Origin of the sequence: Halalkalibaculum roseum (assembly GCF_011059145.1) — a bacterium.
GTDB lineage: Bacteria > Bacteroidota > Rhodothermia > Balneolales > Balneolaceae > Halalkalibaculum > Halalkalibaculum roseum.
The window spans coordinates 302,464-329,451 of record NZ_JAALLT010000002.1 but is presented as its reverse complement, the minus strand read 5'-3'; the positions used below and the strand labels follow the sequence as shown (position 1 = coordinate 329,451).

Annotated in this window: 27 protein-coding genes; 4 read left to right on the top strand and 23 right to left on the bottom strand. The window is 44.4% G+C overall.

Annotated elements, in window-relative coordinates; genetic code table 11:
* Positions 1–6 precede the first annotated feature (6 nt).
* Complete coding sequence (locus G3570_RS05560; RefSeq protein ID WP_165140136.1) at positions 7–642, top strand: hypothetical protein; 636 nt, start codon at positions 7–9, stop codon at positions 640–642.
* A gap of 38 nt (positions 643–680) precedes the next feature.
* Here the strand turns inward: G3570_RS05560 and G3570_RS05555 are convergent, their stop codons facing one another.
* From G3570_RS05555 to G3570_RS05545, 3 genes are all read right to left on the bottom strand, one after another.
* Positions 681–1,316, bottom strand: a complete 636-nt coding sequence (locus G3570_RS05555) for an MBL fold metallo-hydrolase (protein WP_165140134.1) — start codon at positions 1,314–1,316, stop codon at positions 681–683.
* Positions 1,317–1,425: 109 nt separating this feature from the next.
* Positions 1,426–1,641 carry a 50S ribosomal protein L31 gene (gene rpmE, locus G3570_RS05550; protein ID WP_165140132.1) on the bottom strand — a complete coding sequence of 72 codons (216 nt, stop codon included), beginning with the start codon at positions 1,639–1,641 and terminating at the stop codon, positions 1,426–1,428.
* Positions 1,642–1,715: 74 nt separating this feature from the next.
* Complete coding sequence (locus G3570_RS05545) at positions 1,716–3,215, bottom strand: magnesium chelatase ATPase subunit I (protein WP_165140130.1); 1,500 nt, start codon at positions 3,213–3,215, stop codon at positions 1,716–1,718.
* Positions 3,216–3,427: 212 nt separating this feature from the next.
* Between G3570_RS05545 and G3570_RS05540 the strand changes: the two genes are divergently transcribed.
* A complete protein-coding gene (locus G3570_RS05540; protein ID WP_165140128.1) occupies positions 3,428–3,682 on the top strand; it encodes a helix-turn-helix transcriptional regulator in 255 nt (84 codons plus the stop codon).
* Positions 3,683–3,736: 54 nt separating this feature from the next.
* Here G3570_RS05540 and pabB read toward each other — a convergent pair whose 3' ends face one another.
* From pabB to G3570_RS05440, 20 genes are all read right to left on the bottom strand, one after another.
* A complete protein-coding gene (pabB, locus tag G3570_RS05535; RefSeq protein WP_165140127.1) occupies positions 3,737–5,002 on the bottom strand; it encodes an aminodeoxychorismate synthase component I in 1,266 nt (421 codons plus the stop codon).
* A 1-nt stretch (position 5,003) separates the two neighbouring features.
* Positions 5,004–5,870: an aminotransferase class IV gene (locus G3570_RS05530; RefSeq protein ID WP_165140125.1), complete on the bottom strand. Its 867-nt coding sequence runs from the start codon at positions 5,868–5,870 to the stop codon at positions 5,004–5,006.
* Complete coding sequence (locus G3570_RS05525) at positions 5,860–6,402, bottom strand: TlpA family protein disulfide reductase (RefSeq protein WP_165140123.1); 543 nt, start codon at positions 6,400–6,402, stop codon at positions 5,860–5,862. Before G3570_RS05525 ends, G3570_RS05530 begins: the two co-directional genes overlap by 11 nt.
* Before the next feature lie 5 nt (positions 6,403–6,407).
* Positions 6,408–8,183 carry a glycoside hydrolase family 13 protein gene (locus G3570_RS05520; RefSeq protein ID WP_165140121.1) on the bottom strand — a complete coding sequence of 592 codons (1,776 nt, stop codon included), beginning with the start codon at positions 8,181–8,183 and terminating at the stop codon, positions 6,408–6,410.
* Positions 8,184–8,258: 75 nt separating this feature from the next.
* Positions 8,259–9,806, bottom strand: coding sequence for an MFS transporter (locus tag G3570_RS05515; RefSeq protein WP_165140119.1), 1,548 nt, complete (start codon positions 9,804–9,806; stop codon positions 8,259–8,261).
* 37 nt (positions 9,807–9,843) lie between these two features.
* On the bottom strand, positions 9,844–11,235 hold the full coding sequence (locus G3570_RS05510; protein WP_165140117.1) for an alpha-amylase family glycosyl hydrolase: 1,392 nt from the start codon (positions 11,233–11,235) through the stop codon (positions 9,844–9,846).
* Between the two features lie 19 nt (positions 11,236–11,254).
* A complete protein-coding gene (gene pfkA / locus G3570_RS05505) occupies positions 11,255–12,244 on the bottom strand; it encodes a 6-phosphofructokinase (RefSeq protein WP_165140115.1) in 990 nt (329 codons plus the stop codon).
* A gap of 6 nt (positions 12,245–12,250) precedes the next feature.
* Complete coding sequence (locus G3570_RS05500) at positions 12,251–13,264, bottom strand: LacI family DNA-binding transcriptional regulator (protein WP_165140113.1); 1,014 nt, start codon at positions 13,262–13,264, stop codon at positions 12,251–12,253.
* Between the two features lie 105 nt (positions 13,265–13,369).
* Positions 13,370–14,149 carry a tetratricopeptide repeat protein gene (locus tag G3570_RS05495; protein WP_165140111.1) on the bottom strand — a complete coding sequence of 260 codons (780 nt, stop codon included), beginning with the start codon at positions 14,147–14,149 and terminating at the stop codon, positions 13,370–13,372.
* Between the two features lie 82 nt (positions 14,150–14,231).
* Positions 14,232–14,885 carry a hypothetical protein gene (locus tag G3570_RS05490; RefSeq protein WP_165140109.1) on the bottom strand — a complete coding sequence of 218 codons (654 nt, stop codon included), beginning with the start codon at positions 14,883–14,885 and terminating at the stop codon, positions 14,232–14,234.
* A 45-nt stretch (positions 14,886–14,930) separates the two neighbouring features.
* Positions 14,931–16,169: a flavodoxin-dependent (E)-4-hydroxy-3-methylbut-2-enyl-diphosphate synthase gene (gene ispG, locus G3570_RS05485; RefSeq protein ID WP_165140107.1), complete on the bottom strand. Its 1,239-nt coding sequence runs from the start codon at positions 16,167–16,169 to the stop codon at positions 14,931–14,933.
* A 78-nt stretch (positions 16,170–16,247) separates the two neighbouring features.
* Entirely contained in the window at positions 16,248–17,117 is an 870-nt protein-coding gene (locus G3570_RS05480) for a rhomboid family intramembrane serine protease (protein ID WP_165140105.1), read from the bottom strand.
* 66 nt (positions 17,118–17,183) lie between these two features.
* The gene (locus G3570_RS05475; protein ID WP_165140103.1) at positions 17,184–17,807 is read right to left on the bottom strand and encodes a rhomboid family intramembrane serine protease; all 624 of its coding nucleotides are present in this window, start codon (positions 17,805–17,807) and stop codon (positions 17,184–17,186) included.
* A 16-nt stretch (positions 17,808–17,823) separates the two neighbouring features.
* A complete protein-coding gene (locus G3570_RS05470; protein ID WP_165140101.1) occupies positions 17,824–19,308 on the bottom strand; it encodes a phytoene desaturase family protein in 1,485 nt (494 codons plus the stop codon).
* Between the two features lie 158 nt (positions 19,309–19,466).
* A complete protein-coding gene (locus tag G3570_RS05465) occupies positions 19,467–20,204 on the bottom strand; it encodes an ABC transporter ATP-binding protein (protein ID WP_165140099.1) in 738 nt (245 codons plus the stop codon).
* Positions 20,205–20,211: 7 nt separating this feature from the next.
* Positions 20,212–21,588 (bottom strand): efflux RND transporter periplasmic adaptor subunit, encoded by a 1,377-nt coding sequence (locus G3570_RS05460; RefSeq protein ID WP_165140097.1) that lies wholly within the window; start codon positions 21,586–21,588, stop codon positions 20,212–20,214.
* 20 nt (positions 21,589–21,608) lie between these two features.
* On the bottom strand, positions 21,609–22,970 hold the full coding sequence (locus G3570_RS05455) for a TolC family protein (protein WP_165140095.1): 1,362 nt from the start codon (positions 22,968–22,970) through the stop codon (positions 21,609–21,611).
* A 118-nt stretch (positions 22,971–23,088) separates the two neighbouring features.
* Positions 23,089–23,481, bottom strand: coding sequence for a hypothetical protein (locus tag G3570_RS05450; protein WP_165140093.1), 393 nt, complete (start codon positions 23,479–23,481; stop codon positions 23,089–23,091).
* A gap of 4 nt (positions 23,482–23,485) precedes the next feature.
* A complete protein-coding gene (locus G3570_RS05445) occupies positions 23,486–23,926 on the bottom strand; it encodes a phage holin family protein (protein ID WP_165140091.1) in 441 nt (146 codons plus the stop codon).
* 8 nt (positions 23,927–23,934) lie between these two features.
* Positions 23,935–24,171, bottom strand: coding sequence for a hypothetical protein (locus G3570_RS05440; protein WP_249066727.1), 237 nt, complete (start codon positions 24,169–24,171; stop codon positions 23,935–23,937).
* Positions 24,172–24,539: 368 nt separating this feature from the next.
* Between G3570_RS05440 and G3570_RS05435 the strand changes: the two genes are divergently transcribed.
* Positions 24,540–24,782 (top strand): FeoA family protein, encoded by a 243-nt coding sequence (locus G3570_RS05435; RefSeq protein ID WP_165140089.1) that lies wholly within the window; start codon positions 24,540–24,542, stop codon positions 24,780–24,782.
* Positions 24,779–26,950, top strand: coding sequence for a ferrous iron transport protein B (feoB, locus tag G3570_RS05430; RefSeq protein WP_165140087.1), 2,172 nt, complete (start codon positions 24,779–24,781; stop codon positions 26,948–26,950). The genes G3570_RS05435 and feoB overlap by 4 nt, the downstream gene beginning before the upstream one ends.
* Positions 26,951–26,988: the final 38 nt, after the last annotated feature.

Sequence of the window (26,988 nt, the reverse complement as noted above, 5' to 3'; positions counted from 1 at the left end):
GCACGGATGTCTCAACTACCTTTTGAACTGCCAAAATCTCTAGTTTCTTACGCAGAGCATTTCCAGCAGAAACCACAGAATGCCATTCTCAGGCTGGAAAGACAGCTGTTAAAGCGAGGTCCCGATGCGGTAGGACATTTTCTTCTCGCCTGGTTCTATCACATGCAGGATAGAAATGAGGAAGCTGTTGAACAGGCACTGAAAGCTAAAATCTACGCTCCCGGAAGTCCATTCTTTGAAAAACTGCACTACTACCTCGTTCATCCTGACCGTTTTGATGCTTGGGTACCTGACACCGGAAAACCGGCACGAAGCAAATCCGGAGCTATAAGTGCGGAAGCAGGCCCAGTTCTAAATCTTGATGCACTGATTGAAAAACTTGCAGAGGTCGAATCGGAACGAATTACACTTTCTGAAGATGAAGAAACAACCTCTTCCGTTTCATCCGATAGCGGTGAGACCGATGATATTGTCTCTGATACTCTCGCAAATATTCATGAAACACAAGGTAAAACGGAAGCTGCGATTAAGACTTATACTCGCCTCAAGAAGCTAAACAAGCATAAAAAGGAGTACTACGAGGAAAAGATCGCCGAACTGAAAGAGGTGCAAAAGAAGAGAAAGGAATCAGAAGAGGAATAGGACAATTTCACCGGCTACCCTCGAAACAAAATTTTATTTCACCCTTTCACAAACGGATTATTTTCCTTTTCATAGCCAATTGTTGTTTTCGGTCCATGACCCGGATACACTTCAGTCTCATCCGGAAGCTCATACAACTCTTTCCTGATTGACTTCTCCAGCCGTTCAAAACTACCTTTGTACAGATCGGTGCGTCCGATTCCCTGTTTAAAAAGCGCATCTCCGGCAATGACAACTCTTTCTTCCGGTTGGTATAGAGAGATATGATCCGGCGAGTGGCCCGGCGTGTATAAAATATCGAAGCTGAAAGGACCTGTTGACCAGCCTTTCTGTTCTTTAAGGGGTAAGGGTTCGAATGTAAACGACTTGGCCTTAAAGCCGAACATCTGCGCCTGTGAAGCGTAATTATTCCAGAGGTAATAATCAGAGTCATTCAAGTAAACGGGTACGTCAAAATGATCTTTTGTTACCTTCAAGCCCAGTACATGATCTACATGGGCATGCGTCAATACGATGGCATGCAGCTCTACCCCTGTTTCAGACAGCTTTTCCCGCAGTGCTTTAAATTCATGATCTTCATGGAAGCCGGGATCAATTAGTAAGCCTTTCTTATTCTCGGTAATCAGGTAGGTATTTTCGGCAAATGGACCAACCGTAAAAGAGTGTATTTGCATGGCGGGAAGTTTCGCAGAAGAAACTATACTTCGTTATATGAAACCTGGTTAAATAAAAAAGGATGCCATGGCAACGCCAAAGCATCCTTTAGAATATGATAAACGTGAATCAGTTGTCTTTACCGTAACGCTTATTGAAGCGATCAATACGGTCAGCTTTCTTCTGCAGTTTAAGATTATCGGTGTAAAACGGGTGATTTTTTGAATCAACCTCACTGCGGTAGGTATCTCCTTTCACATCCATTGTGCTACGGGTCTTAAACTCGGTGCCGTCGCTCAATACAACGGTAATCTCTTCGTAATCTGGGTGAATTCCTTTCTTCATGGGTAAAAAATCTTTCTTTTATCTTGGTTTCAGATCAGCAAATATACGATTATAACTGTCGATTTGCAATCACACTAGGCATCAAAATCTTCAAAGTCGTCCATGTCACCCATCGATCCCAGCATACTGCCCAGCATGTCGCTGTAAGAGCGCTTGTCATCCATGTCTTCCTTACCGATCATGGAGTGCTGGTGAAGGGCTTCAAGGATGAATTCCATCACAACTAAAGGGTCTTCGCTTAACGAATCATCGCCGTGTTTTTCGAAAAACTCCTCTAAGCCGTCCACACTCTTAAGTAGTTTTTTGTACTCTTTAGATGAATCGTGATCCGTCAGATCTAAATCATTTCCCGCAGTGAACCAGTTCAAAATGGCATCGTACGCACCTTCTTCCTGCTTTTTCTGATGCTGCGGATCCGGGAAATACTTCAGAAGTGTCTTTTTTATTGCCTTGCCGATTAAATGTTTAGCCACATTAATAGCACCTTCCTGTTCGCCTTCGTACACAAGTTCCAGCTTGCCTGTTAAGGCCGGGACAATATGGTACAGGTCAGTAATCCTTGCCGAAGTCTTGTTTTCCTCGTTCATTAGTGCCCGTCGCTCGGCAGCAGATATGAGCTGCTCCATAGCAGTAATAGTCATTCGTGTCGAGACCCCGCTTTTCTGATCGATATACTCTGAATTGCGCGCCTCAAAGGCTGTCTGTTCAATAAGTTCCTTCATCAGGCGGGAAACCTCCACTTCCACAAGGTCGTCCCTGCTGGTCCATGCTTCCTGCGAAGTGATATCCATACCGATCTCAATTTCACGGGGATAGTGTGTCATGATCTGAGAATCGATGCGGTCTTTCAGCGGTGTAATAATATTACCTCTGCTGGTATAATCTTCCGGATTTGCTGAAAAGACCATGGCCACATCCAGTGGAATACGAATATTGAATCCGCGAATCTGTATGTCTCTCTCCTGCATGATGTTCAGCAAGGCAACCTGAATGCGCGGTTGCAGATCCGGCAATTCATTGATTCCAAAAATTCCCCGATTGGTACGCGGCACAAGACCGAAGTTAATTACATTTTCATCAGCCAGCGTAAGCTTTTGGGTAGCCGCTTTAATGGGATCAATATCTCCTATCAAGTCAGCCACAGTAGTATCAGGTGTGGCCAGTTTTTCCCCGTAGCGTTCGCTTCTGTGAAGCCATTCGATTTGAAGTTCATCACCCTGCTCCTCAAGCAGCTCCCGTGATTGCTTGGATACCGGATTAAAAGGATCGTCGTTGATTTCGGAGCCTTTCACTACCGGAATCCACTCATCGAGGAAGTTGGTCATCAGGCGTAAAATCCTTGTCTTGGCTTGCCCCCGCAAACCAAGGAGTATAATATCATGCTTGGCAAGCAGAGCGTGCTGCAGCTGCGGAATTACCGACTTCTCGTATCCTTTAATGCCCGGAAAGAGTGTCTCTCCGGATTTAATTTTCTTTACGACATTTCGCCGTATCTCCTCTTTAACTGTTACCGATTGCCACTTACTCTTTTTTAGCGCACCAAGTGTAGATACTGATTTGTGCAGTTCGCTCATGTTAGGGGTTTTAAAAATGTTTTGATTCTATGGCTTTAACTTAATAGTCAGAGAATTCATTTCAAGTAAGAGGCTACAAGATATATTATTGAATTTTAATTCCATTTTTTGGCGAGCTGTTTTATACTAAATGCTTAAGGCCTTGTAAAAGTTAGGCTTAGGTTGCATGGGGGTTTATAGATCAGTAAATCAAGACAAAAAAGAGTTAGACTATGCCGCAAAAAAGGTATAAAGAGCTCAGCCCGGGAGAGGTTTTAGAGAGAAATTATCTTGTCCCCAATAACTGGACGCCAGATGAGTTGGCATCTATTTTGATGATGCCTGTTCAGGAAGTCAATCTCCTTCTTGACGGAAAACTATCTGTCACCGAAATGCGTGCCTGCCACCTGGCAGCGGGATTGAATACTTCCAAAGAATTCTGGCTTCGACTGGAGCAAATGCGTAAGAGAAAAGGGTCAAAGTCCTGATAAAAGAAATCGGAACAGGTTTAAAAATTACGGGACCGAAACAAAAGATGAGGTTCACTCCTTAAGAACCTTTGTTAGCGCCCTTGCTTTGACCAAAGTCTCCTCCCACTCCAGTTCCGGATCAGAATCCCCCGTAATGGCACCACCTACCGAGTAGAACAGATTATCGCCGGTAATTATCGCGGTTCGAATAACCACATTGAAATCGAATTCCCCGTTTGGTTTGAAATAGCCTATGGCTCCCGAATAGATACCTCTCCGGTAATTTTCCAGCTCTTCAATTGCCTTCATGGCACTTATCTTAGGGGCGCCTGTCATGGAACCCATAGGATAGCAAGCTTTGATGATCTCTATTGGATTTTCCGTTTCTGACTCTGCCTCAACCGTGGAAACCATTTGGTGAACGGTTCCAAAAGTCTGAATTTGAAATAAATCCGAAACCTTGACGCTTCCCTTTCGGGCGATTTTGCTTAGATCATTACGTACCAGGTCCACTATCATCAAGTTCTCTGCCCTGTCTTTAACAGAACTGCTCAATTCAGCCCTCAGTCTCTGATCATTCGATTCATCAGCACCACGTTGAATGGTACCTTTAATCGGCTGAGAGTAAACGCGGTTAGCCTCCCTTGCCAGAAACCTTTCCGGAGACATGCTGCATATTGCTATATTTTCAATTTCTATGTAGGCTCCAAAAGGCACTGGTCCTATGTCTCTCATTTTCTTATACAACGCAAAGGGATCACCCTCAAAGTCGGCTTTCAACTGATGTGATAGGTTCAACTCATAGAAATCTCCCTCCGTAATGCGTCTCTGGGCTTCTTCAATACATTGCAGGTAGTCATTGCGAGTGACCGTGTAGCCTAAAGAGGAGATTTGAGGACTATTTCCCTGTGCCGTTCCCGCTCTCTCTTCCTTCGCCGGTCTCCCTTTTATGTACTCTAAGTTATTCTTTTGACGGTCATACCTGATCAGCACCCCGGGTACAATAAAATAGAGATCAGGTGCCTGAACCTGATCTCTATTCTCAGAAGTTAGCTTTTCAATGAAGTTCTTCAGATCATAGCCCAGATAACCGAACATCCAATCTGACTGTTCTTCATAAAACCTGCCTAGTGCTTCCAGAGGATTTTCAGAAAACTTCTTTTTGTCACCTTTATGGAAGATTGTAACCTCAGTTCCTTTCGCCTCGATGGATGCCTCCGGAATGGCTGCTAAATAAGAATACCGGCTTGCAGGGTGATCTTCGGATTGGGATTCGAGTAGAATAACCGGACCTTTCTCTGAATACATTTTTATCAGTGAATCGAGGCGGCTGTCCATATCAGATTTCCAGTTTGGATTGCACGTGATTCTCGAATGTCTCTTTTAATTGTTTCAGAAAATCATGATCACTATCAAAACTGTGATCATCAATTCGGGAAACACCAATGATATGCCTCAGGGAATTACAGATCCACACTGAATCTGCACTATATATTTGTTCCAGGTCGTACTCCCCTTCTTTAAACTCGTATGATGAAAATCCAAGCAATAAGTCGATCAGGGAATTCCTGGTTATGCCGGGCAGCAGGTCACAGGCTTTTGAAGGGGTATAAACCGTATTTCCCTTTAACCAAAAAAGATTGGCAATAGTCGTTTCTGAAACTTTTTCATCAACAGTTAACATCAGCGCGTCATTGGCACCCTGTTTAGCTGCCTGCCTGGCAGCAGTGATATAATTAATGTTATTGGTCAGTTTAAAATGCGATGGTAGGGATTTAGAAGGGATGCGCCTAGTTTCAACAGTTGCAAGAGTAGTATCAGTGGGATAATTGGGAAGCCGACTTGCTATCATCGAATAGTGTAAATCAGGATTGGATTTAAGTCCATATCCCCTATCACCGGAACTCCACAGCTGTAGGCGAATGACAGCATCGACTTCGGAAAGATTATTCTTCTCAAGTAATTTCCTTGAGAGCTGTCTGAATGAGTTATACTTTAAAATATCAGGGAATGAAAAATCCAGAAACTCGGCGGCTTGCCTGAGTCTTTCCAGATGGTCCCCTGCTTTAAAAAAAGCTCCTTGATACGCTCTCAGTGTTTCAAAACACCCTTCACCATACATTAGCCCTCTGGATTCTACCGGCACCGCAGGCTGTGATGCCCTTATAAGCGTTCCATCGTAAATAACCCACCGGTCATCTTCCATTGTTTAATAAGATTCTCAGACTGTCAAATTGCGTAGAATCGGGATATCCAAAAAATACATCGATGATCTCACCTTCCGGATTATACACAATTTCAGTAGGCATACCGGGAATATCGTATTTGTTGAACACTGTGGTTCCCTCCACAAAATGAAAGGGATAGTCATGTCTCTCAATATAAGCGTCAATTTTCTCTTGGCGGTCTTCAACTACACCGGCAATAACTTGCAGGGTGTCGGCATGCTGCCTGGCTAACTCAGATATTTGAAAATGAACATCTTCTGAAAAGTTGGACCATGTTGCCCAAAAGTCCAGTATGACAAACTTGCCTTTGAAGTCAGAAACAGAAAGGCTGTCTTCTTCATTCAGAAGAGGCATTCTTTCATACCTGAGGGTATCCTGCTGCATCACAAAATCACGAAATACCTGACGTTGCCCCTTCTGACTGCTTATAGTAAAGAAGGTAATCAGAATCGCAGTGAGTATGGCTGCAACTGCCAGGAAAGGAACAAAATATTTTTGGTCAAGCTTCATGAAATTTATGGGGAAAGTATTAAACCGGAAACCGGAGGAAGGGAAATTTTAAGCATGTTGCCTTCGAGGTTAAACTCATTACCAGATATCAGATCGGTAATAGTACCGGATTCTGTATTAAAACGATCCAGAGATATCTCAACATATTGTTCATGTTCTGACCTGTTCATAACCACTACCAAGTATTCGTTTTTGTCGCTGTACCGGGCAAAACTGTAAATGTTCTTTTCAGAATCAACAGTCAGCGATTCAAATTTTCCGGTCTGCAGTGCTTCGTGCTTGTTCCTGATATGCGCCAATTGCTTATACCAGTTGAATAGATCATGATCAAAGGTATTTTCATCAGCCGGTCTGTCTCCGACCAGCGGATGGGTCTTCTCAACAGCATATACTCTGTCCGGCCAGACCATGGGTTTGCGATCATCGGGATCATCGGCTCCCCACATTCCTGCTTCTGTGCCGTAAAATATCATTGGAGCCCCGACGTAGGTATATTGAAACAGGGCTATTAAGCGCTGAACCTTTCGCTCCTCTTCGGTCGGTTTGCGTACGTCAAAGCCTTCTTCAGGGGTTCCCTCTTTATCATACTCTCTTCCCGGATTTAGAATCATTGAAGCCACACGGGGAGTATCATGACTGTCCATCAGGTTTTGAACAACATAGTTGGCTTCATCCGGGAAACTCTCTCTGACGCCTTTGAGCCGGTTTGCAAAGTCATTAGCCGAAAGTTCACGGTCAATCATGTAGTCTTGTACGGCTTTGGCAAATTGGTAATTCATCACAGCAGTAAAAAGGTCGTCATTGAGATAGTGAGTAGCCTTATCATCCCAAATCTCACCTACGATATAGGCCTCAGGGTTAATACTTCTAACCAAATTACACCAGTCAACCCAAAATGGAGTCCCGATCTCTTCGGGTACGTCAAGACGCCAACCGTCTACTCCATTTTCAATATTTCCGTCCGGAGCCATCCAACGACGTGTGATATTCGCAATATGGTTACGAACCGGTTCTACAAGATTTCCATCTTCTTCCTTAAGCTCGGGCAGGTCTTTTATTCCCCACCACCCATTGTAGTCAAATTCATTAACCTCGGGAGAATCCGGATCATCAAAGGATATTACATCATACCACTCTTTGTAGTCTGAAGAACGCTGGTTCTTTTCCAGGTCATTAAATGCCCAGAAATCAGTTCCCGTGTGATTGAATACACCGTCTATGATTATTTTCATATCCCGACGATGCACTTCTTTCACGAGTTCCAGGAACAGCTTGTCGGCGGAAGTCCATTTCCAGGTAGAGGGATCAGAAGGATTTTCCTGTTCCATGATGGCGGTATCTCCTTCCGGATCAGGACCAAAGAAGCGATCTATATGACGATAGTGGCTGGTATCATATTTATGCAATGATACGGCGTCAAACACCGGATTCAGATATATCGCCCCTATGCCCAGATCCTGTAAATAATCCAGTTTGTCGATAATGCCCTGAAGATCTCCACCGTAGCGTCGAAAAAATACAGCATCACGAAACTTGGGACCTATATCTTTTTCCCATTCAGCCCTTTCGTACCAGTCGCCCGTCCAGGGAGAAATTTCCCAATTATCGGGCAGTTCAAATTTGCCTGCCACCCTATCCGGGGTGGGGTCGTTCGAAGGATCTCCGTTATTAAAGCGTTCCGGAAATATTTGATACCAAATTACTTTTTTTGCCCATTCAGGAGCTGAATACTCTGCTTTTTGTACCTGCACGGCTGTAGAATCGTTTTGAAAAGATGACATTAATGTAATTGCAATTAGTAAGATCAGGGTTCGAAAAAATGAAAACATGAAGAAATAAAAAAATTAGCAGGAAAGCTAAATAATTGATGCCTCTTCTTCATCGACATCATCCACAAACAGCATCATCACGGCAGCTAGAATCATAGATACACCGCCCATAACCAAGGCATAAATGGCTTCTCCCTCAAAATAATTGCGGAGCATAAAACCAAGGATGCTGGCGGCTACAATCTGTGGAATAACGATAAAAAAGTTAAATATGCCCATATACACTCCCATTTTTTTTGCGGGTAAGGCGCCAGAAAGTATGGCATAGGGTATGGCCAAAATGCTTGCCCATGCCAGACCGATGCCCACCATAGAGAACAAGAGCATATTGGGATCACTCATAAAGTAGATCCCGGCCAGGCTGATGCCCCCGATTAGCAGCGATAGTGCGTGTACTACTTTTCTACTCATGATTTTTGCTAGCGGTGGCAGAGCAAAAGCGACCATTGCAGCAAAACCGTTATAGGCACCAAAGCAAACACCCACCCAGTCAGCACCCTCGTTATATAGCAATGAGGTGGTATCGCTGGTACCGTAGATATGGGAAGTCACTGCCGCCGTCGTGTAGATCCACATGGCAAAGAGGGCAAACCAAGAAAAGAATTGTACAAAGGATAACTGGAACATGGTCTTTGGCATGTTCAAAAAATCGTTCATTACTACTACCAGACCCTGTTCTGTTTTGCCCTTTTTCTGCAATAAGGCAGCGGCTACCATTATCAAGCCAAGGGCTACCAGTCCAACGGAAAGCACATATAGTTCCTTCTGGTACTGGTTGGTATACACAATATAGCTTCCGATCAAGCCCAGCACAGCAGATACAAAACCAAAGTAAAGTTTGCGAGCCCCCTCTCCTTCTTTGATTTCAGTGCCCGCTTCACCTCCGGCATCGATCAGGGAGTCACTGCTCCCGTCACCTTCTGAAAATTTTTCAAATTCTTCAGGCGGATATTCCTTAACGCGCACGACTGTCCATAGCACAGAAAAGAAGAAGGCAAAAGCCCCAATGTAGAAAGACCATTTCACCGATGGGGGTATTTCTCCGGCAGGTGCTGTATTGGTAACACCAAACCAGTTAGTCATCATCCATGGTAACAGGGAAGCTACAACAGCCCCTGTGCCGATAAAGAAGCTCTGCATAGCAAAACCTTTGGTTCGCTGATGGGAAGGAAGCATATCCCCAACAAATGCCCGGAAAGGTTCCATGGATATGTTGATAGAGGCGTCCATAATCCAGAGCATTCCCGCGGCAACCCACAGGACGGGCGAATTGGGCATCACAATAAGGGCTAATGAGGCAAATATTGCCCCAAAAAGGAAATAGGGCCTGCGACGTCCCAGGCGATTCCACGTCCGGTCACTTAGGTGACCTATAATAGGCTGTACTACAAGTCCCGTAACCGGTGCGGCGATCCAGAGTATGGGAATATCATCGATGGAAGCACCGAGGGTTTCAAAAATTCGGCTTACATTGGCATTCTGTAGGGCAAAGCCGAACTGGATACCCAGGAAACCGAAACTCATGTTCCAGATATCCCAGAAACTCAGCGCCGGTTTTTTAGCAGATTTATCCATTGGTCAATGTTATCTGAAGGTTAGTCAGAATATGATGCTACTTTTCAAGTACCAGATAGCTGTGTGGAGCCATGGATACAGCTCCGGCTCCAAGAACCTGCTCTTCACCGGAAAATACATTGGTATAGGTTGCTTCTGATACCATACCGGGAAAATTAACAGAGTAAGTGTTACCGCTTAAATTCAGAACCACTATCACTTCTTCGTCCCCTTTTACCCGTTTGAAGGAGTACACGCTGTCTGCTTTATCATTGGCAACCTTCACAAAATCACCGCCATATTGCCCGTTCCATAAAGCTTCATTGCGATCTTTAAGATCAAAGAGCGTGGCATAGAACTCCTGGTTCTTATACTCTTTCCAATTTACAGTATCTTTTTCAAAAAACTCCAGCTGCTTATACAGCCCCGACTCCTGCCCGTTATAAACCAATGGCATTCCGTCGATAGTAGCTGCCAGCACAGCAAAATTGCGAAAGTTTTCACCAAAGAGCTCACGGTCGGTACCGTTCCAGCTGTTTTCATCATGGTTGCTGGTAAAATACATGCGATAGGCATGCTCCGGATAACGCTCTTGCTCTTTTTCCATATACTCGTCAATCGCTGAAAGCGGTTGGTTCTGCTTGGCAATTTCTGTAGTCATGTGAAAATATTCCCAGGGATAAGAAGCGTCAAACACAGGATGCAGCTTGGGCTCATCCCATTCGGCAAGCCAGAAAAGACCCTCTTTCTCCTGATCGATTTCAGGCACCGCTTGCTCCCAGAATGCCATAGGGATCTCATGGGAAGCATGGTCAACACGGAAACCGTCAATATTTGTTTCATTAATCCAGTATTTCATGGCATCTATCATCTTGGGCCATAATTCCTTGTTATCATAGTTTAGGAGGGCGATATCTGTCCAATCCGCCTCATAGGTTATGGCCCCGGTGGAATCTTTTGCATAATACTCGGGATGTTCGGTCACCCAGGGATGATCCCAGGCGGTATGATTAGGAACCCAGTCGATTATAAGTTTCATATCGTGTTTGTGGGTTGAATCGACAAGGGCCTTGAAATCCTCCAAGGTCCCGAAATTCGGATTTACCGCGGTGTAATCTTTAATAGAGTAATAACTGCCCAGTTCACCTTTACGGTTCTTTTCTCCTATGGGATGAATCGGCATCAGCCATACGATATCAACACCCATTTCCTTTAGGCGAGGCAAATCTTCCTGAAACGCATTAAAAGTCCCTTCCGGGGTGTTCTGGCGAATATTGACTTCATAAATATTGGCGCTTTTCGTCCATTCAGGATGATTGATCAGTGCCTGTTGTGTCGATTCGTCCAGCCCGGATTGTTGCTCTCCGGAGGAACACCCTACAGTAACAAATGCTATCACTGCGGCAATAAGCAGTACCTGAATCCTTGATATCGCGGAATGTGTATTCATGGTTTTTCTTTAAGCTATATTAAATTGATATGATATTCGCGACCCTGATAAGCTCTTCATCCATTTTTGGATTTTGCTTGGTAGCTTTATCAAAGTCGGTAAAATTAATCTTTTTATTGCGAGTTCCAATCATCACGTTTCTTTTGCCCTCCATGAGTGCTTCAACGGCACTGACACCCAGCCTGCTGGCGAGTACCCTATCATTGCATGTAGGACGTCCGCCTCTCTGCACGTGTCCCAGGATGGTTACTTTGGTTTCATACCGGTCACCGAAACGCTCTTTAACCTGTCGCTCAAGATTATAGACACTTCCATTCTGATCTCCTTCGGCCACAATGACCAATCTGGAGGTTTTATTACGACGTGATGTCCGTTCCAGTGATTCAAAAAGATGCTCCACATCACGGTCTTTTTCCGGTATAAGTATCTCCTCCGAACCTGCGGCAATGCCAGAGTGAACGGCGATAAAACCGGCATCCCTACCCATTACTTCAATAAAGAACAATCTGCTATGAGAAGTAGCGGTATCACGAATCTTATCCACAGCTTCGACTACCGTATTTGTAGCCGTATCAAAACCGAGGGTAAAATCCGTACCGAAAATATCATTATCAATTGTGCCGGGTATACCTACTATAGGAATATCGTGCTCGCTTCCCAGGGCCATCGCTCCTTTAAAGGTTCCGTCTCCTCCGATAACAACCAGACCGTCGAGCTTCTTCTTTTTGATATTATTCCAAGCTTTTTCACGCCCCCCTATCGTCATGAATCGCTTGCTGCGTGCCGACTTGAGGATGGTTCCTCCCTGGTGGATAATATGTTTCACCGAGCTGGCATCCATTTTGTGTATCTTATTTTTTATCAGGCCGTCGTAGCCTTCCATCACACCGTAGGGCGTAATATCGTAATACACACAACTGCGGACGACGGCACGGATTGCGGCATTCATGCCGGGCGCGTCGCCTCCTGAAGTCAAAACTCCAATTCTGTTAAATACTTTTTTAGCCATTTCCTGTTAGGAATGATTTATTACCTTTTCAATTTCTGTGGAAGAACGCTTAACCAATTCAGTCGGAAAAACGTACTGAAGCAACTCCTGTTCAGGGTTTTCGATCCGTTCAATTATATGTTCAACCGCTTTTTCACCCATCTTATACATCGGCTGACTGATGGTTGAGAGTCCCATGTATTCGGCTACCTTTATGTCATCATAACCGATAATAGGCATGGATTCTCCTGCTTCCCTTAGCGCACCCATTGCGCCAACTGCCTGAATATCGGAACTGCAAAAGCAGGCATCGGGTACGGTCTCCATGGCAAGCATTTTCTGCATTGCTTCATACCCGTTTTGCTCATTATAACCGTCCCTATAATCGGTATCACCGACCACTACATTGTCAGGTGTAACACGGAGTTGGTACTTATTAATGATGTTTTGAAAGCCTTTCAGTCGATCCTGGGCCGGTTTTGAATATCGATTGGGGAGTATCATACCAGGATTCAGATAACCTTTATTCAGCAGATACTGCGTGGCGACTTCCGCTCCATGAACATTATCTACATAGATGGAATCGATCTCTGGGTAGGAATCATCCACCAGCGTAATGGGATCATCAAATTCCATCAGGTGCTTCCATTTGCTGTCAGGCAGATGGACGGAGACCATCAGGTAAGCTGCTGCCCACTTTCTGCGCAAGAGCTGCCTAATCTGGTCAAGTTTGTCCTCATTCGGCTTAATATTGTAAATATAAAGCTCGTAGTTATATTCGGATATTTTATCCTGAATACCGGCCAGTACCTGCATAAAAAAGTAGTTGGAGAGTACCGGTACCACGGCAAGGATGATATTATTCTTGCGACTGGCAAGACCATGCGCAAAGCCCTGTGGATGGTATCCGGCTTCCCTGGCAACAGCAATTACTTTATCTCTGGTGGCTTTAGAGACTTTTGTACTGTCATTAAATACCCTCGAGACTGTTGCTATACTTACATCAGCTTGTCTCGCTATATCGTAAATTGTGTTTGACAATCGCCTACGACTGAATTATGAGAAGTGAATTATGATACTGAAAGCGCTTACATAATGCAATAGTCTTGACTTGCCGCAGACTCTATTTGTCCCCTGTAAGAACTGTCAGGATTTCCAGTCCTCAATCCAGTTTCTACATTCGTTTTTGAGGCGTATATCGTCCGGAGTGAGATTTTCCAGATTCAAAGCCGACTGGCAGGCATTTATTGCTTCCTTCTTTTTACCCATCTCGTCAAAAACCATGGCAAGATCATGATAATAAAGCACGTAATTATCATTGAGTTCAATAGCGCGCCTGATGGCTTTAGCTGCCGTTTCATTACTGGCATCGCCCGGAATCCCGCCAAACAGTGTGTTGGCTGCGAGGCGCTCTACAAAGTTTAAATTGGCAACCTTGAAGTGCCAACGACCCAACACGTGCCAGGCACCGGCATGAGTGCTGTCATAAGCCAAAGCACGGTCTACATGCTTCTTGATATCGCGGGATGCCGCTACGCGATCACGTGCGCTTGCTATTAAAGCCTTACGCCCCATGGCAACTGACATAACGAAGTGCGACTCGGCGTCGGTGGAATCCACCTGAAGGGCTTTTTGAGCTAAGTCCTGAGCTTTATTGTAGAACTCCTTCTGTGTATCTTTCTCCTTTTTCCGGTTACCGATACGAGAGTACAAAAAACTGGTTCTCCACAAGGCGCGGTAATTTTCTGGATCCCTGTTCAGAATTTTTTCATAGGCATTCAGGGCTTCTTTTTCCTCAAATGCATCATATAGGGAATCAGCTTCCTCTTCCAGGGATATAGTAGCGTTGCCATTGCCCTGCTGAGCCAAAAGTTCACCCGGATATACAAACAAACATACTGTCAAAAGTAGAAAACCGAATCTCATAATAGCTGTCTTAAATGATTTAATTCTGATAACCTTAACCGATTCTAAGAAATGAAATACAAAAAGAAAAATCTTCTCTTTACTAAAGGATACTAAATTCTATATTGCCATCTCTGTTGATAACATAACGATAACTGACTCTCTTTTCTTGTTCAAAGGGATAAAAACGCTGTTTATCTACCTCTACCCTTATCTCGTGATTCTCGTTGATGTATATTTCGGTATATGTCTTTTCGGTAAGATTTTTTTCATATCGCCCTATTAAAGCTTTGTCAACGATTTGTCCGTCTATTACCGTCGTTAATCCGACTTCCAGATCTCTATAAATGCCCGGTAGTTCAACCAATGAGAGGAGTGCCCGGTAATTCTCACCTTCAAGTATGATCAACCCGTAAAAGTGATACTCACCGGAATCGGATGGCATGCTTCTCACATCAGGGATCGAAAGGCGATTTTGTGGATTCAAGACCGAATCCAGTGCCAGTGAATCCAGGCGAAAGGGCAATTTTTTCTGAATTAGAGATTGATTTTGAATCATTTGGTTGACGACATCGCGAATTACCGTTTCGCGATCAGCAACGGAATCTCTCTCATAGTCAATATTTTGTTCCAGCTTTTTGAAGGAGTCTGAGGAGATATAATCCTCATCAACAACACTTGGGTCAGCAAAAAACCATAGATAAGCTGCCAATAACGCAGCGCATAGAAGTATGATAACCGTTGCATTTTTATTCATGACTGCCGGATTGTTACCTGCAGCTTGAGGCGGAGAACCCTAAGTTCAGGCTTCTTCAAGTTCTTTTTTATCCTTGCCGTAGTTATCCGTTACGTAATTGTCGAGTATATCCCGGAACTCTTTACCGATCCCATCCCCTTTCAAAGTCTTGTAATGCTCCCCATCCATGTAGACAGGTGCTTTGGGCTCTTCAAAGGTACCGGGCAGAGAGATACCTATATTGGCATTTCGGGATTCTCCGGGACCGTTCACCACGCAACCCATTACTGCCACATTCATATCTTCCACACCGGGATACATCTCCCTCCAAACCGGCATCATCTCACGAAGGTATTCTTGTATTTCGTCAGCAAGCTCCTGGAAATAGGTACTATTTGTACGACCGCAACCCGGACATGCAGTTACCTGTGGAATAAAACTTCGAATGCCCAGTGACTGCAGTACCTGTTGGCAGACCCTCACCTCTTCGGCTCGATCACCGCCCGGTTTAGGTGTAAGAGATACACGAATCGTATCGCCGATACCCTGCTGTAGTAAAACGGAAAGTGCCGCTGTACTGGCTACTATACCTTTCATACCCATTCCGGCTTCCGTGAGACCCACATGAAGCGGGTAATCACATATTTCAGCAATTCTTTCGTATACAGTTACCACATCCTGTACATGCGACATCTTGCAGCTGATGATAATCTTATCGGAAGCGAGCCCGACACTTTCGGCCAGTTCAGCCGAACGTTTGGCACTCTCTACCATCGTATCGAGCATCACTTGCTTCGAAGACTTCGGTTCTTCCAGCTTACTGTTGGCATCCATTTTATCGGCCAGCAGCTGCTGATCGAGAGAACCCCAATTTACCCCGATACGTACCGGTTTGTCGTATTTGATTGCCTGCTCCACAATGGTACAAAAGTTTTCATCGCGTGTTTTGGTACCGACATTACCCGGGTTGATGCGAAATTTAGCAAGTGCTTTGGCAGCTTCCGGAAACTCGGTAAGCAATACATGTCCGTTATAATGAAAATCCCCCACAATAGGTACGTCATAGCCGTCATTCACAAGCTGTTCCTTGATATGCGGCACTGCCTTCGCGGCTTCCTTATGGTTGACGGTGATGCGAACTATCTCAGAACCCTCCCGGTGCAGATGCTTAATCTGTTCCACAGTGGACTCAATATCGGCAGTATCGGTGTTGGTCATAGATTGCACTACTATTGGAGCACCTCCCCCTACCGGAACATTGCCGACCATTACTTGTATGGATTCGCGTCTTTTGATATTGGACATGCTTAAAATTTTATTGTTGAGAAATAATTACTGAAAACCTTAAACTCAAAACTGAATGGTAATCATTCACCTGAATTCTCAATTCTTTTTACTTAATTCGAAGAGCTTTTTCTTCTCCTCTTTAGTCAGGGCATCATAACCTTTTTCGGATATTTTCTCGAGAATATCATCCAGCTCTGTCTGTTCTGTTTCTTCGATAATTTCAACATCCGAAACCGAGTACATGTTCTTATTCTTGGGAGCAGACTCTTTCTTTTTGTAGGCTCCCTTCAGTTCCAGCCATATGTTTTCAATTGGCTGAATAACACCTCCCAGATTAAATCCACCTTGTCTGGCCTTCATCAGAAGATAACCTATTCCGGCACCTCCGAGGTGGACAATATGAGCCACGTTACTATCTCCACCAAGCGCAAGGATATTTAAAGCTATCAAGCCTGCAACAACATAGCGGGCTTCAATAGGTGGCAGTAAGAACAGGTGAATGGGCATTGTGGGATAGAGCACTGCAAAAGCTACCATGATGCCGAAAACCGCACCCGAAGCACCAATAACGTAATTGATACCGAGAAACTGGGCAAAAAACACATCCAGTAACGCTCCACCGATACCGGAGCCCAAGTAAATAACTGTGAATGAGCGTGGTCCCAGTGTTTCCTCAACGGCGCGACCCATCCACCAAAGCCAAAGCATATTGAAAACCAGGTGCCAGGCACCGGCATGTAAAAACATATAAGTAAACAGCCTCCATGGCTGGAAAACCGTCGTCAGCAACTCGGGATAAAAGGCAAAGGCACTGATCAGCATGTTGCTGAATGCGCTGCCACCAAAGAGCTGGCCGAATACCTGCACAAGGTAAATGATCAGGTTCAGGCCTATAATAGTGCGAATGGCAATGGGCAGACCCATAAACCCGCGCTTTATAGAACTTCCGAATGATTCGTTATACATGTTTATATCGTGGTATGTTGCTTATGTCTATAAAACGATGCAATCTCATTAATCATTTCCGTAAAACTAATATTGTTCTCCTCTGATGCCCCAGTATTTAATGAGTATATAACCGACCAGCATACCTCCAAGGTGGGCAAAGTGAGCCACACCGCTATCTGTCCGGCTTATACCGCTAATCAGTTCAATCACCCCAAATAAAGCAACAAAATATTTTGCTTTCATGGGAATAGGAGGAAATAACAGCATAATTTCACGGTTAGGGAACATCATCCCGAAAGCCAGAAGTATACCATATACGGCTCCTGAGGCACCAATGGTAGGTGCGCCACCGCCCCCGATAATCATATGGAGAATGGCAGCACCGATTCCTGTCAAAAAATAGAAAACGGTAAACCGTTTGGTTCCCCAGTAGTTTTCGATAGACTGTCCGAACATCCATAGCGCAAACAAGTTGAAAAATATATGCCCGAAACCGCCATGCAGAAACATATAAGTCACCAGTTGCCAGGGCTGAAACAATCCTGAACCGATGGGCCAGAGCGCACCATATTCAAAAAGAAACTGGGCAACGCCCGGTGTACTGAGTCCTACAAAAAATATTCCGTTTATTATTAGCAGATGTTTGACGGCCGGAGGAAATACAGAAAACTGTGTATTAGGGCTGTAATTGTCTGATTGATAATTCAAATGGTCGGATATTTATTTAAAAATTTTCTCTTACTCTATAATATACGTTTATACCGCTTAATGTTACGCCCGGAATTCCCTGCCCGGGGAAAACCGTATCTCCGCACAAATAAAGGCCTTTAAAGGGAGGACTGGCCGGTGTCCATTCAAGCAGAGAACGTGACATACTTTGCGGTATTCCACCTACCCTCCCCTTTTTTCTGTAAACCCAATTTTGCCAGGTTACCGGTGTACCCGAAAATACATTGATTATTTCAGCCTTCCCAAATCCCGGTAATGTTTTTTTAAGGTGTTCTACAATGCGGTTCTCCACCTCTTTTTTACGATGTTCGTAACTGCCGTTCATTGAAAACCAGGTATCAGTATCAGCATGACAGGAGACGTTCAGAACCCGGTTTCCGTTTTTAGAACGGGTCTCATCCCCCGGATGTGACATGGAAACGAAGACAGAGTCTGAAACAGTATGTGGAATGTGGTCATCTGCAGGCAAATGAAGCTGGTGATGCAGCGGCAGATCTTCCGGATAGGTATCAGTGGTCACCAATCCCAGCGTGAAAGCCCCCCATGCTTCGCTGAACTTATCCGCTTCCTTCTTAAAATATTCCCTGATTTCACCGGAAGTCAGATCCTGCATATTCCAAACAGGTAGATTAGAAACTACAACCGGGGCGGTGTACATGCCTTTGGATGTAAACACATTATAATGATCGCCCACCTTGCTAATGTGCTCGACTGCTTCACGGGTATGTAAGGCACCGCCCTTCTGCTCAATGAAGTCGGCTATGGGTTCCACCATATTAATGAGACCCCCCGGCACGTAGTAGTTGGAATAGTTGGTATAGGTTAACGCGGGAGCGCCAAACAGGAATGGGGTATCTTCTGCTGTAGACTGTGCCGTTATCATAAGCTGCTCATCTACAAATTGACGAAACCGAGGGGTGTTTAACCCGAAACTATTTAAAACATCTTCTACAGAACGGAGAGCATAAGGCAGTACCCATACCTGCGAAAGATCATTATTTAGGGGTAGCTTCAGCCACTCCTTAAATGATTGCGGTGGGAAAAAGGCATTTCTGGACGATGCCTCCCATACCACTTCTGAAACTTTCAATGCCAGTTTCCAGAACGACTCCTGAGCCTGGTCATTGCCAAAGCACCGTTTGGCTTCTGAGATCCATTTGTCCGGTTCACGGTAACGGGTTATGGTTTCGCCCGACTGATGGACTTGCATACTTGGCTGAAGCTCAATGCGGGGGATTTCAATCCCGGTCGCCCTTTCCAGTTTTCTAAGTGGTTGATGTTTTTCAAATCCGATCAGCGTAGTCGCCCCTGATTCAAACCAGTATCCTTTGCGGTAAAAAGAGGAGCTGCATCCCCCTGGGACGTGGGCAGCTTCCAGTACCAAGACCTTGTAGCCGTCATTTGCCAGCATTGCTGCGGCCGACATCCCTCCCATGCCAGAACCGGCTATGATAACATCGTAATTGGAATTTGTTTTCATGATAGGCTTGAAACAACAGAAGGGCTGTAAAATGTTCCTTTTGAATAAATTGGAGAATACAGAATTCAGGAGACGGGAGATTTATTATTCCAAATAGAATTCAAAATTCAAGTATAAACATTCTGAGTTCTGAATTCTGTATTCTGATTTCTAAAATATCACGCCGGATCTGCGGTAATGTTGAGCTCCATATTTTCCAACAGCGGATTTTCCACTTTGCGGTCCACTTCGATGATCCCATCTCGCAGCCTTATGATACGGCGGGCGTGATCGGCAATTTCATCCTCATGGGTAACGACTAATATGGTATTTCCCGCACGATAGAGCTCTTCAAAGAGCTTCATGATTTCATCGCCTGTTTTGGTATCCAGGTTACCGGTAGGTTCGTCGGCAAGGAGAATCGATGGATTGTTGACCAAAGCCCGGGCAATAGCTACACGTTGCCGCTGTCCACCGGAAAGTTCATTTGGCTTGTGATCCATACGATCACCCAGACCAACGCGCGTCAGTGTTTCTGCTGCACGTTTATGCCGTTCGGCTGATTTTATGCCGGAATAGATGAGTGGAAGTTCCACATTTGAGAGGCAGTCAGTACGCGGAAGCAAGTTAAAGGTCTGAAAGACAAATCCGATTTCGCGATTGCGCACCTCGGCAAGTTCGGCATCTTCAAGTTCGCTTACATCCTGGTTATTTAAAATATAGCTTCCGGAAGTAGGCGTATCCAGGCACCCTATAAGGTTCATTAAAGTTGACTTACCCGAGCCTGAGGGACCCATAATAGCAATATATTCGTTCTCCATCACATCGAAGGTTACACCGTTTAGAGCCTTAACCTCTGTGCTTCCCATCTGATAGATCTTCTTCAGATCTTTAATCTCTATTATTGGTCTCGCCATAATCGCCTTAGTCTCCGGATGCTAATTGTTGTAGCCTGTTATTATTTACTTTGACTTTATCTCCGTCTTCTAAATCTCGTGATAGTGTTCGGTAACTGCCAATTACTATTTCCTGATTGGTGTCTACACCGGAGAGTATCTGAATATGCGTATTGTCACTGATGCCGGTTTCCACTTCCTGACGTACAGCTTTGCCATCTTCGACTATAAATACCACTTTCCTTAGATCTTCTTCCGGCAACATCGTATCGTTATCAGCTTCTGCCTCTTCATCCTGTGCGGTTGAGTCCGCTTCAGCTTTATCTTTGGCAAAATCGCGAACCGTTACTGCTTGTATGGGAACCGAAACCACATTAAAGGCGGTCTCTGTTTCGATATCTACGGTGGCCGACATACCCGGTTTAAAGCTGGGAGAAAAGGCAGTTTCCGGGTTTTCAGCACTCACTTTCATTTCAAGTTCTTTACCCGCCATCGCCAGGTTGTGAGGCGTGATGATGCGAATCTTAACTTCATAGTTGGTCACCTGCTCATTGGTACCTTGCCCCGTGACTTCTGCGGAGTTGGCTATCTCAGTTACTATTCCTTTAAACAACCGGTCAGGATATGAGTCCGCCTCGATATTGGTCGTATCACCGGGTGATACCATGACGATATCGTTTTCGTTGACCTGGACCTGCACTTCCATGTTGTTCATGTCGGCAATACGCATCAATTCGGTTCCGGTCATCTGCGTTTGACCCAGCACCCGTTCACCCTGCTCAACAGCCAGCTTGCTGATCGTACCGTCGCGAGGAGAGCGAATGATGGTCTTCTGAAGCTCTTCTTTGGCTTGGTCCAACTGAGCTTCAATGCTCTGCATCTGGTATTTTGCGGCATTAAAATTGGCCTGCTGCGCTTCATAATTGCTTTTTGCCTGAATATACTCAGCCTGAGAAGCTAGATTTTTCTCATAGAGAGTAGCTTGCTGGTTGAAGCGCGATTCTGCTTCAATGAGACTTGCACGTGCCTGTTCCATGCGCGCTTTCTGAGTTAGCAGCGAGGCATTAATTTCATCAATGCGAGCCTGGTAAATATCCGGTTTGATACGTACCAAAAGATCACCTTTTCGTACGTAGTCACCTTCCTTAACGGGCAAGTCAATGATCTCCCCAGAGACTTCCGGGCGCAATATCACTTCAACCTCAGGTTGAATTTTCCCCGAAGCTGAAACAATCTGGGTTATAGTTTTAAGCTTTGCCGTAGCCGTTTCTACAGTCTTGCCTTCACTCTCTCCTCCTAACCAGCCCATAGCACTTGCTACTATAGCCAGTACCCCGATTACTACCACAAAGCCCAACCCGATATAGAGTAGTTTTTTAGTAGGGGATTTCCCTGTTTTGCCCATAGCCCTAAATGTGTAAAAAGTTAATTGAGCGAAATATCTTGGTTAAGTTTTCCGAGATAATAATCCAGCAATTTCTTCTGAAAGATAAAGCTGAACACTGCCTGAGCCCGGTTGGCTTGTGCCTGGACAAACTGGGCATTGGCGTCACTGAGTTCAATCAATGTTCCTGCACCTACTTCATATCGCTCTTGTTGTGTTTCGTAGGTTTTTTCGGCTGCTGTCAATGCTTTATCAGTCGATTCCAGCTCTTTGATGTAAGAAACATAATCATTATACGCCTGATAAACTTCCTGAATAATTTGGAGTCTCGTATTTTCCAGACCCAGATCAGCATTCTTGAGATTTACCTGGGCTGATTGAATACGATTCATACGATTCCAGTTGTTAAAAATGGGTATGTTTAATGATAAACCAACGGAAGAAGTGTAGTTCTGATCCCAAAACTGGTCACTAAAGCTAACCCCTCCACCAAAATATTGGTCACTGTAGCTTGACGACAAGCTGGCGCTGGCACTTAAGGTCGGGAAAAGATCAAACTTCGCCTGCTTCAATTGCAGCTCAAGTGTTCTGAGTTCGGCCATATCAGCTTTTAGGTCCGATCGATTTTCCAAAGCCTGATCGACCAGATTTTCAATAGAATATTCAGTACCGGTACTCATGGAAACCGATTCTGTATCTAACTCCGGTGTAATAAATTCATAATTTCCTGAAGGGTCTATCTGAAGCTGTCTAATAAGTGAAAGACGGCTGATTTGCAGGTTGTTCTCCCTTCTGGTTACGGTCAATTCGTTGCTAGCTACCGTTGATTCCTGATTATATAAATCCACTGTCGGTCTGGAACCCACCTCAACCTGGGCTCTCACCTGTTCGAGTTGTTTTTCGGAGGATGCCAAGTTCTCTTGTGCAATTTGAAGCAGCTCTTTGTTCAGCAATAACTGCAAAAAGTCAGAAGCTGTATTGAAAATGACATTTTCTTTAGCCCGTTGAAATCGTTCTTCCGAAGAAAGCTTATCCGCTTCACTTATGCGCAGACTTATAATATTGTCAAAACCACTGAATAAGGGAAGACTAGCACTTAGACGACCGCTTAATCCGTTCGTCACATTATCCTGGAATACCTGGGTATCGCCCTGACGTACCAGCTGCTGACCTTTTCTGCTTGACCCATCAAGTCCTGCGCTGATGGATGGTAAAAAATCGCTGTATTCACTGAAAATGGTTTTCTCAGCAAGATCCAGATTATTTGAGGCCTGTTTTAACTGATAATTATTTTTAAGCGCTATCTCTATGGCTTCCTGAAGGGTAATCTCCTCAACATCTTGCGCCTGTAGCGATAATGTCATAGCCAGAATAAGGGTAAGTACTAGAATCACTTTCTGCATAAAGCTGATAAATTGATTAATGATTTTGGACTAATTTGGTAGACTTACACGAACAATGGGTTCGCAAGTTACAATGAGAGACAGATTTTTCGATAAAAAGGTTGGCCTGCCTAAAATTTTAATCTTTTTTTACACTTCCATTTTCGGATGTGAGTATCTCTTCTTTTTTATCTGATAAAAACTTTTCCAGATAATCGCCGGCGAATGAAATAGCTTTTTTTGTAGCCAGTCTCTTCAATTCATAAAGTAGTGTATCGCTTATCCCATCATCTGATGAACTTCTGTGCCTTCTGCCCTCTCTGCCTGAGTGACCTGCCAGAAAACCTACCAGTACCGATGCTCCTACCACTTCCAGTGGATGCTTCTTGATAAATTCAACCGGATCCAGCTTGGAACTCATGTCACTTCTGACACCGTCGATCGATTGATCCAGTTCATGCTGTATATTTTCCAGCTCAGCTTTAAGCTCTTTCTTTTTTTCCTCAAGTCGGTCAATCTTATCTTTAGCCATGATATTAATTTACTTTTTCTTCGGTGCTTTCGGGCAGGTTTAAAGGTTCATTATGTTTCTTCCCGTCCTGTTCAACATTTTGTGTTAAAGCTTTTATCAATTCAGATTCGAAATGTTGCTGGAGGTTTTCAGCCAGGCTACGTGGTTTCAGATAGAAGAAAAACAGTCCGGTAACAAACAAGGGTATTGAAACGATAACATAACCCAAGCCGGGCCACCCCAGTAACTCGCCGAGGTATATGGCAACAGCTACAAGAACAAAAACAAAAGCTCCGAAAAGCAGGAAAATACCGGTCAGTTTCTGGATGGATTCAGCCATCCACTGAGAATACTGCTCTCCTATATTCAGCAGCAGCAATTCAATTCTTTTTTCGATATACAGCTTGAGATCACCCGTAATGGTACGAAAGCGTTTTCCAAGCTGATCGCTATTCTTTTCGGACATATGTTAACCTACTCTTCCGAGCTGAATATTTTACCGACGATATAACCTGCAAGCAATCCTATTGCAACACTCTTGAGTGGGTGTTTTCGTATGGTTGATTCGGCCTGATCTTTAAGCTCGTCCAGTCGTTCTGACAGCTGTTCATCCTTTACTACCTTGCGGCCTCTGTCAAGTGCGTTATCCAGCCTTCTGTTTAAATTTTGTAGAATTTCTTCATCCATAGCATCTATTTTTTTGTTATACATGAATAGTACAAGAATGTTGGCTTTAACTCAATGATAGACTTCGATTAAAATTTAAATACGGCAATAGTTTCAAAACGTTGCGCTGCCCATTTTATGCATCAGATAAAATTTGTTGCCTTATTGGCATTACCACATTCAAGGTGTTACTTCACGACCCGGATAACCGGATTGATAACATATTTACATCCCCGCGATAAACCATACATGAAAGCTTAGGTTGCTCCTACTTTTAAGGACAATACATCTTATAAATTTCCTCATTTTAAGAGCTCTTTCTGTTTCTATTATAGCCAAACTATTTATATATTTATTTAGATTATTTCTAAATAAATAACTTACTCAGCAATCACTGAGGTACAATAAGAACTATGGAACATCGTACACTGGCTGATATTAAGTGTCCCGGAAGAGTTAAAGTGCAAACGGTAGAGGGAAAAATAGCCGTACGTATTATGGAAATGGGAATCACTCCCGGTACGGAAATGCATGTGATACGTTCGGCACCTTTCGAGTTTCCTATTGAGGTAAAAATTAGGGGCAATCTATTAGCGCTTCGAAAACCGGAGGCTAGTTGTATTTTTTTAGAACATGAAGAAGTATTAGCCAAGTGATTGACCGAGAGCTAAAGATTGCACTAGTAGGAAATCCTAATACTGGAAAAACAACCATCTTTAATGCCTTAACCGGGCTGAAACAGAAAGTAGGCAATTACCCGGGAATTACCGTTGAACGTAAAAGCGGAACCTTAAAGATCGGGGACCAATCGCATGAAATTATCGACCTCCCGGGTACCTACAGCCTTTCTCCCAAAACCATAGACGAACGCATAGCCTATCAAAACCTGACCGGCGAATATGAGCATGAGCAGCAACCCGACCTGATACTCGTAGTTGCCGATGCCAGCAACCTCGACAGGAACCTGTTTTTTGTAACGCAAATAATGGATCTTGGTCTGCCGGTTATTGTACTGTTAAACATGATGGACATTGCCAGTGATAGAGGTATCACCATTGATGTACCTAAACTGGAGGAGCAAATGGGTATCCCCATGGTTCCCCTGACCTCCAAAAGGGATAAAGACCGCGACAGGATTATTGAGGCCATCAAAGGATTCGATTTCCAACCGCCTCCCCCCCTTGCCTGGAACCCGGATATGGTGCTGCAAAGTGCGATGAATATAGTGATCGATCGTTGGCTAAAAACCCATTCCGACAAGCCAAAACATGCCTGGTATCTGGAAAGTCTGAAGCTAATCAGTAGTGATTATGATCAAGCAAAAGCCAAAGAATTGGAGGAATCAGGGGCTATAAAAGTTATAGAAGAAGCCCGTGACTATATAGACAAGCGTGGCGATAACTGGATGGCCAAAGAGGTGTTATCTCGCTATGATTTTATCGACAAGGCTTTGGATCAGGTAATAGGAGATGCTGAAAAGAAAACCAACTGGACCGACCGTATTGATGCCGTCGTCACCCACAAAGTTGCGGGTCCGATCATATTTGTGACAATTTTGCTGGTCATGTTTCAATCCATATTTACCTGGGCCGAACCGTTCATGGACCTGATTGAATTGGCCTTTATAGAGGGTGGCAATTTAGTATCCAGTTATCTCCCGCCGGGCATTCTAAATGAATTAATTGTGGAAGGTGTTTTGGCAGGCCTCGGGGGAGTAGTGGTCTTTATTCCGCAGATCATGTTTCTTTTCTTCTTCATATCCATTCTGGAACAAACCGGCTATATGGCCCGCGCCGCTTTTGTAATGGACGGATTCATGAATAAAATCGGTCTCCACGGGCGCTCCGTGGTACCGCTAATGTCAGGTTTTGCCTGTGCCATTCCGGGAATCATGGCAACCCGTACCATTGAAAACTGGAGAGATCGCCTGATTACTATCATGGTACTACCCTTTATGGCCTGTTCTGCCCGTTTACCGGTATATGCACTGTTAATTGCAGCTTTTATACCGGGGACCCGCATATGGGGATTTATTTCCCTGCAGGGACTTACCTTTTTCGGTCTTTATCTGTTTGGTATTATTACCGCATTGGTGGCGGCTTTCGTATTCAAGAAGATTTTTACCGATCACAATCCCAAACCTTTTATCATGGAGCTGCCCACTTACAAGGCACCTGATTTAAAAGCGGTTGCGATAAATATGCTGGAACGCGGTTGGATTTTTGTCAAGGAAGCGGGCCGTATCATCATTGCCATCAGTATTGTGCTTTGGTTCTTGGCTTCTTATCCCAAACCGGAAGCCAACCCGGAACAGGTACAGTCAACCCAGATCAGCCAGACTGAAAAACAGGATACTCCGGAGAATCTGAGTGATGCCGAACGTAACAAAAGTCGAAGTATTCAGCTTAGAAATAGCTATGCCGGCCAGTTCGGTCAATTCATTGAACCTGTTATTAAACCGCTTGGATTTGACTGGAAAATTGGGATAGGATTGCTGACCTCTTTCGCTGCACGTGAAGTCATGGTAGGAACACTGAATACGATTTACAGTGTGGAAGAGTCCGGAGGAGATGTGGTTACCCTCAAACAGAAAATGATCAATGATGTAGACCCCGATACGGGGGAACCGGTATATTCTGTGCTGACTGCATTATCCCTAATGGTATTTTTTGCCCTGGCCATGCAGTGCATGAGTACGCTGGCTATTGTGCGTAGGGAGACCAATACCTGGAAATGGCCACTGGTTATGTTATGCTATATGACCGGATTAGCATACCTTGTATCCTTGATTGTTTATCAGGGAGGCCAGTACTTTATAACGTAACAGTACTCGATGTAATTATTGTTAAATCAGCAAAACCA

Excerpts from the sequence above, each read along its gene's own strand:
- G3570_RS05560 (WP_165140136.1), top strand. The coding sequence starts at position 7 with ATGTCTCAACTACCTTTTGAACTGCCAAAATCTCTAGTTTCTTACGCA.
- G3570_RS05555 (WP_165140134.1), bottom strand. The coding sequence starts at position 1,316 with ATGCAAATACACTCTTTTACGGTTGGTCCATTTGCCGAAAATACCTAC.
- rpmE (WP_165140132.1), bottom strand. The coding sequence starts at position 1,641 with ATGAAGAAAGGAATTCACCCAGATTACGAAGAGATTACCGTTGTATTG.
- G3570_RS05545 (WP_165140130.1), bottom strand. The coding sequence starts at position 3,215 with ATGAGCGAACTGCACAAATCAGTATCTACACTTGGTGCGCTAAAAAAG.
- G3570_RS05540 (WP_165140128.1), top strand. The coding sequence starts at position 3,428 with ATGCCGCAAAAAAGGTATAAAGAGCTCAGCCCGGGAGAGGTTTTAGAG.
- pabB (WP_165140127.1), bottom strand. The coding sequence starts at position 5,002 with ATGGACAGCCGCCTCGATTCACTGATAAAAATGTATTCAGAGAAAGGT.
- G3570_RS05530 (WP_165140125.1), bottom strand. The coding sequence starts at position 5,870 with ATGGAAGATGACCGGTGGGTTATTTACGATGGAACGCTTATAAGGGCA.
- G3570_RS05525 (WP_165140123.1), bottom strand. The coding sequence starts at position 6,402 with ATGAAGCTTGACCAAAAATATTTTGTTCCTTTCCTGGCAGTTGCAGCC.
- G3570_RS05520 (WP_165140121.1), bottom strand. The coding sequence starts at position 8,183 with ATGTCATCTTTTCAAAACGATTCTACAGCCGTGCAGGTACAAAAAGCA.
- G3570_RS05515 (WP_165140119.1), bottom strand. The coding sequence starts at position 9,806 with ATGGATAAATCTGCTAAAAAACCGGCGCTGAGTTTCTGGGATATCTGG.
- G3570_RS05510 (WP_165140117.1), bottom strand. The coding sequence starts at position 11,235 with ATGAATACACATTCCGCGATATCAAGGATTCAGGTACTGCTTATTGCC.
- pfkA (WP_165140115.1), bottom strand. The coding sequence starts at position 12,244 with ATGGCTAAAAAAGTATTTAACAGAATTGGAGTTTTGACTTCAGGAGGC.
- G3570_RS05495 (WP_165140111.1), bottom strand. The coding sequence starts at position 14,149 with ATGAGATTCGGTTTTCTACTTTTGACAGTATGTTTGTTTGTATATCCG.
- G3570_RS05490 (WP_165140109.1), bottom strand. The coding sequence starts at position 14,885 with ATGAATAAAAATGCAACGGTTATCATACTTCTATGCGCTGCGTTATTG.
- ispG (WP_165140107.1), bottom strand. The coding sequence starts at position 16,169 with ATGTCCAATATCAAAAGACGCGAATCCATACAAGTAATGGTCGGCAAT.
- G3570_RS05480 (WP_165140105.1), bottom strand. The coding sequence starts at position 17,117 with ATGTATAACGAATCATTCGGAAGTTCTATAAAGCGCGGGTTTATGGGT.
- G3570_RS05470 (WP_165140101.1), bottom strand. The coding sequence starts at position 19,308 with ATGAAAACAAATTCCAATTACGATGTTATCATAGCCGGTTCTGGCATG.
- G3570_RS05465 (WP_165140099.1), bottom strand. The coding sequence starts at position 20,204 with ATGGCGAGACCAATAATAGAGATTAAAGATCTGAAGAAGATCTATCAG.
- G3570_RS05460 (WP_165140097.1), bottom strand. The coding sequence starts at position 21,588 with ATGGGCAAAACAGGGAAATCCCCTACTAAAAAACTACTCTATATCGGG.
- G3570_RS05455 (WP_165140095.1), bottom strand. The coding sequence starts at position 22,970 with ATGCAGAAAGTGATTCTAGTACTTACCCTTATTCTGGCTATGACATTA.
- G3570_RS05450 (WP_165140093.1), bottom strand. The coding sequence starts at position 23,481 with ATGGCTAAAGATAAGATTGACCGACTTGAGGAAAAAAAGAAAGAGCTT.
- G3570_RS05445 (WP_165140091.1), bottom strand. The coding sequence starts at position 23,926 with ATGTCCGAAAAGAATAGCGATCAGCTTGGAAAACGCTTTCGTACCATT.
- G3570_RS05440 (WP_249066727.1), bottom strand. The coding sequence starts at position 24,171 with ATGTATAACAAAAAAATAGATGCTATGGATGAAGAAATTCTACAAAAT.
- G3570_RS05435 (WP_165140089.1), top strand. The coding sequence starts at position 24,540 with ATGGAACATCGTACACTGGCTGATATTAAGTGTCCCGGAAGAGTTAAA.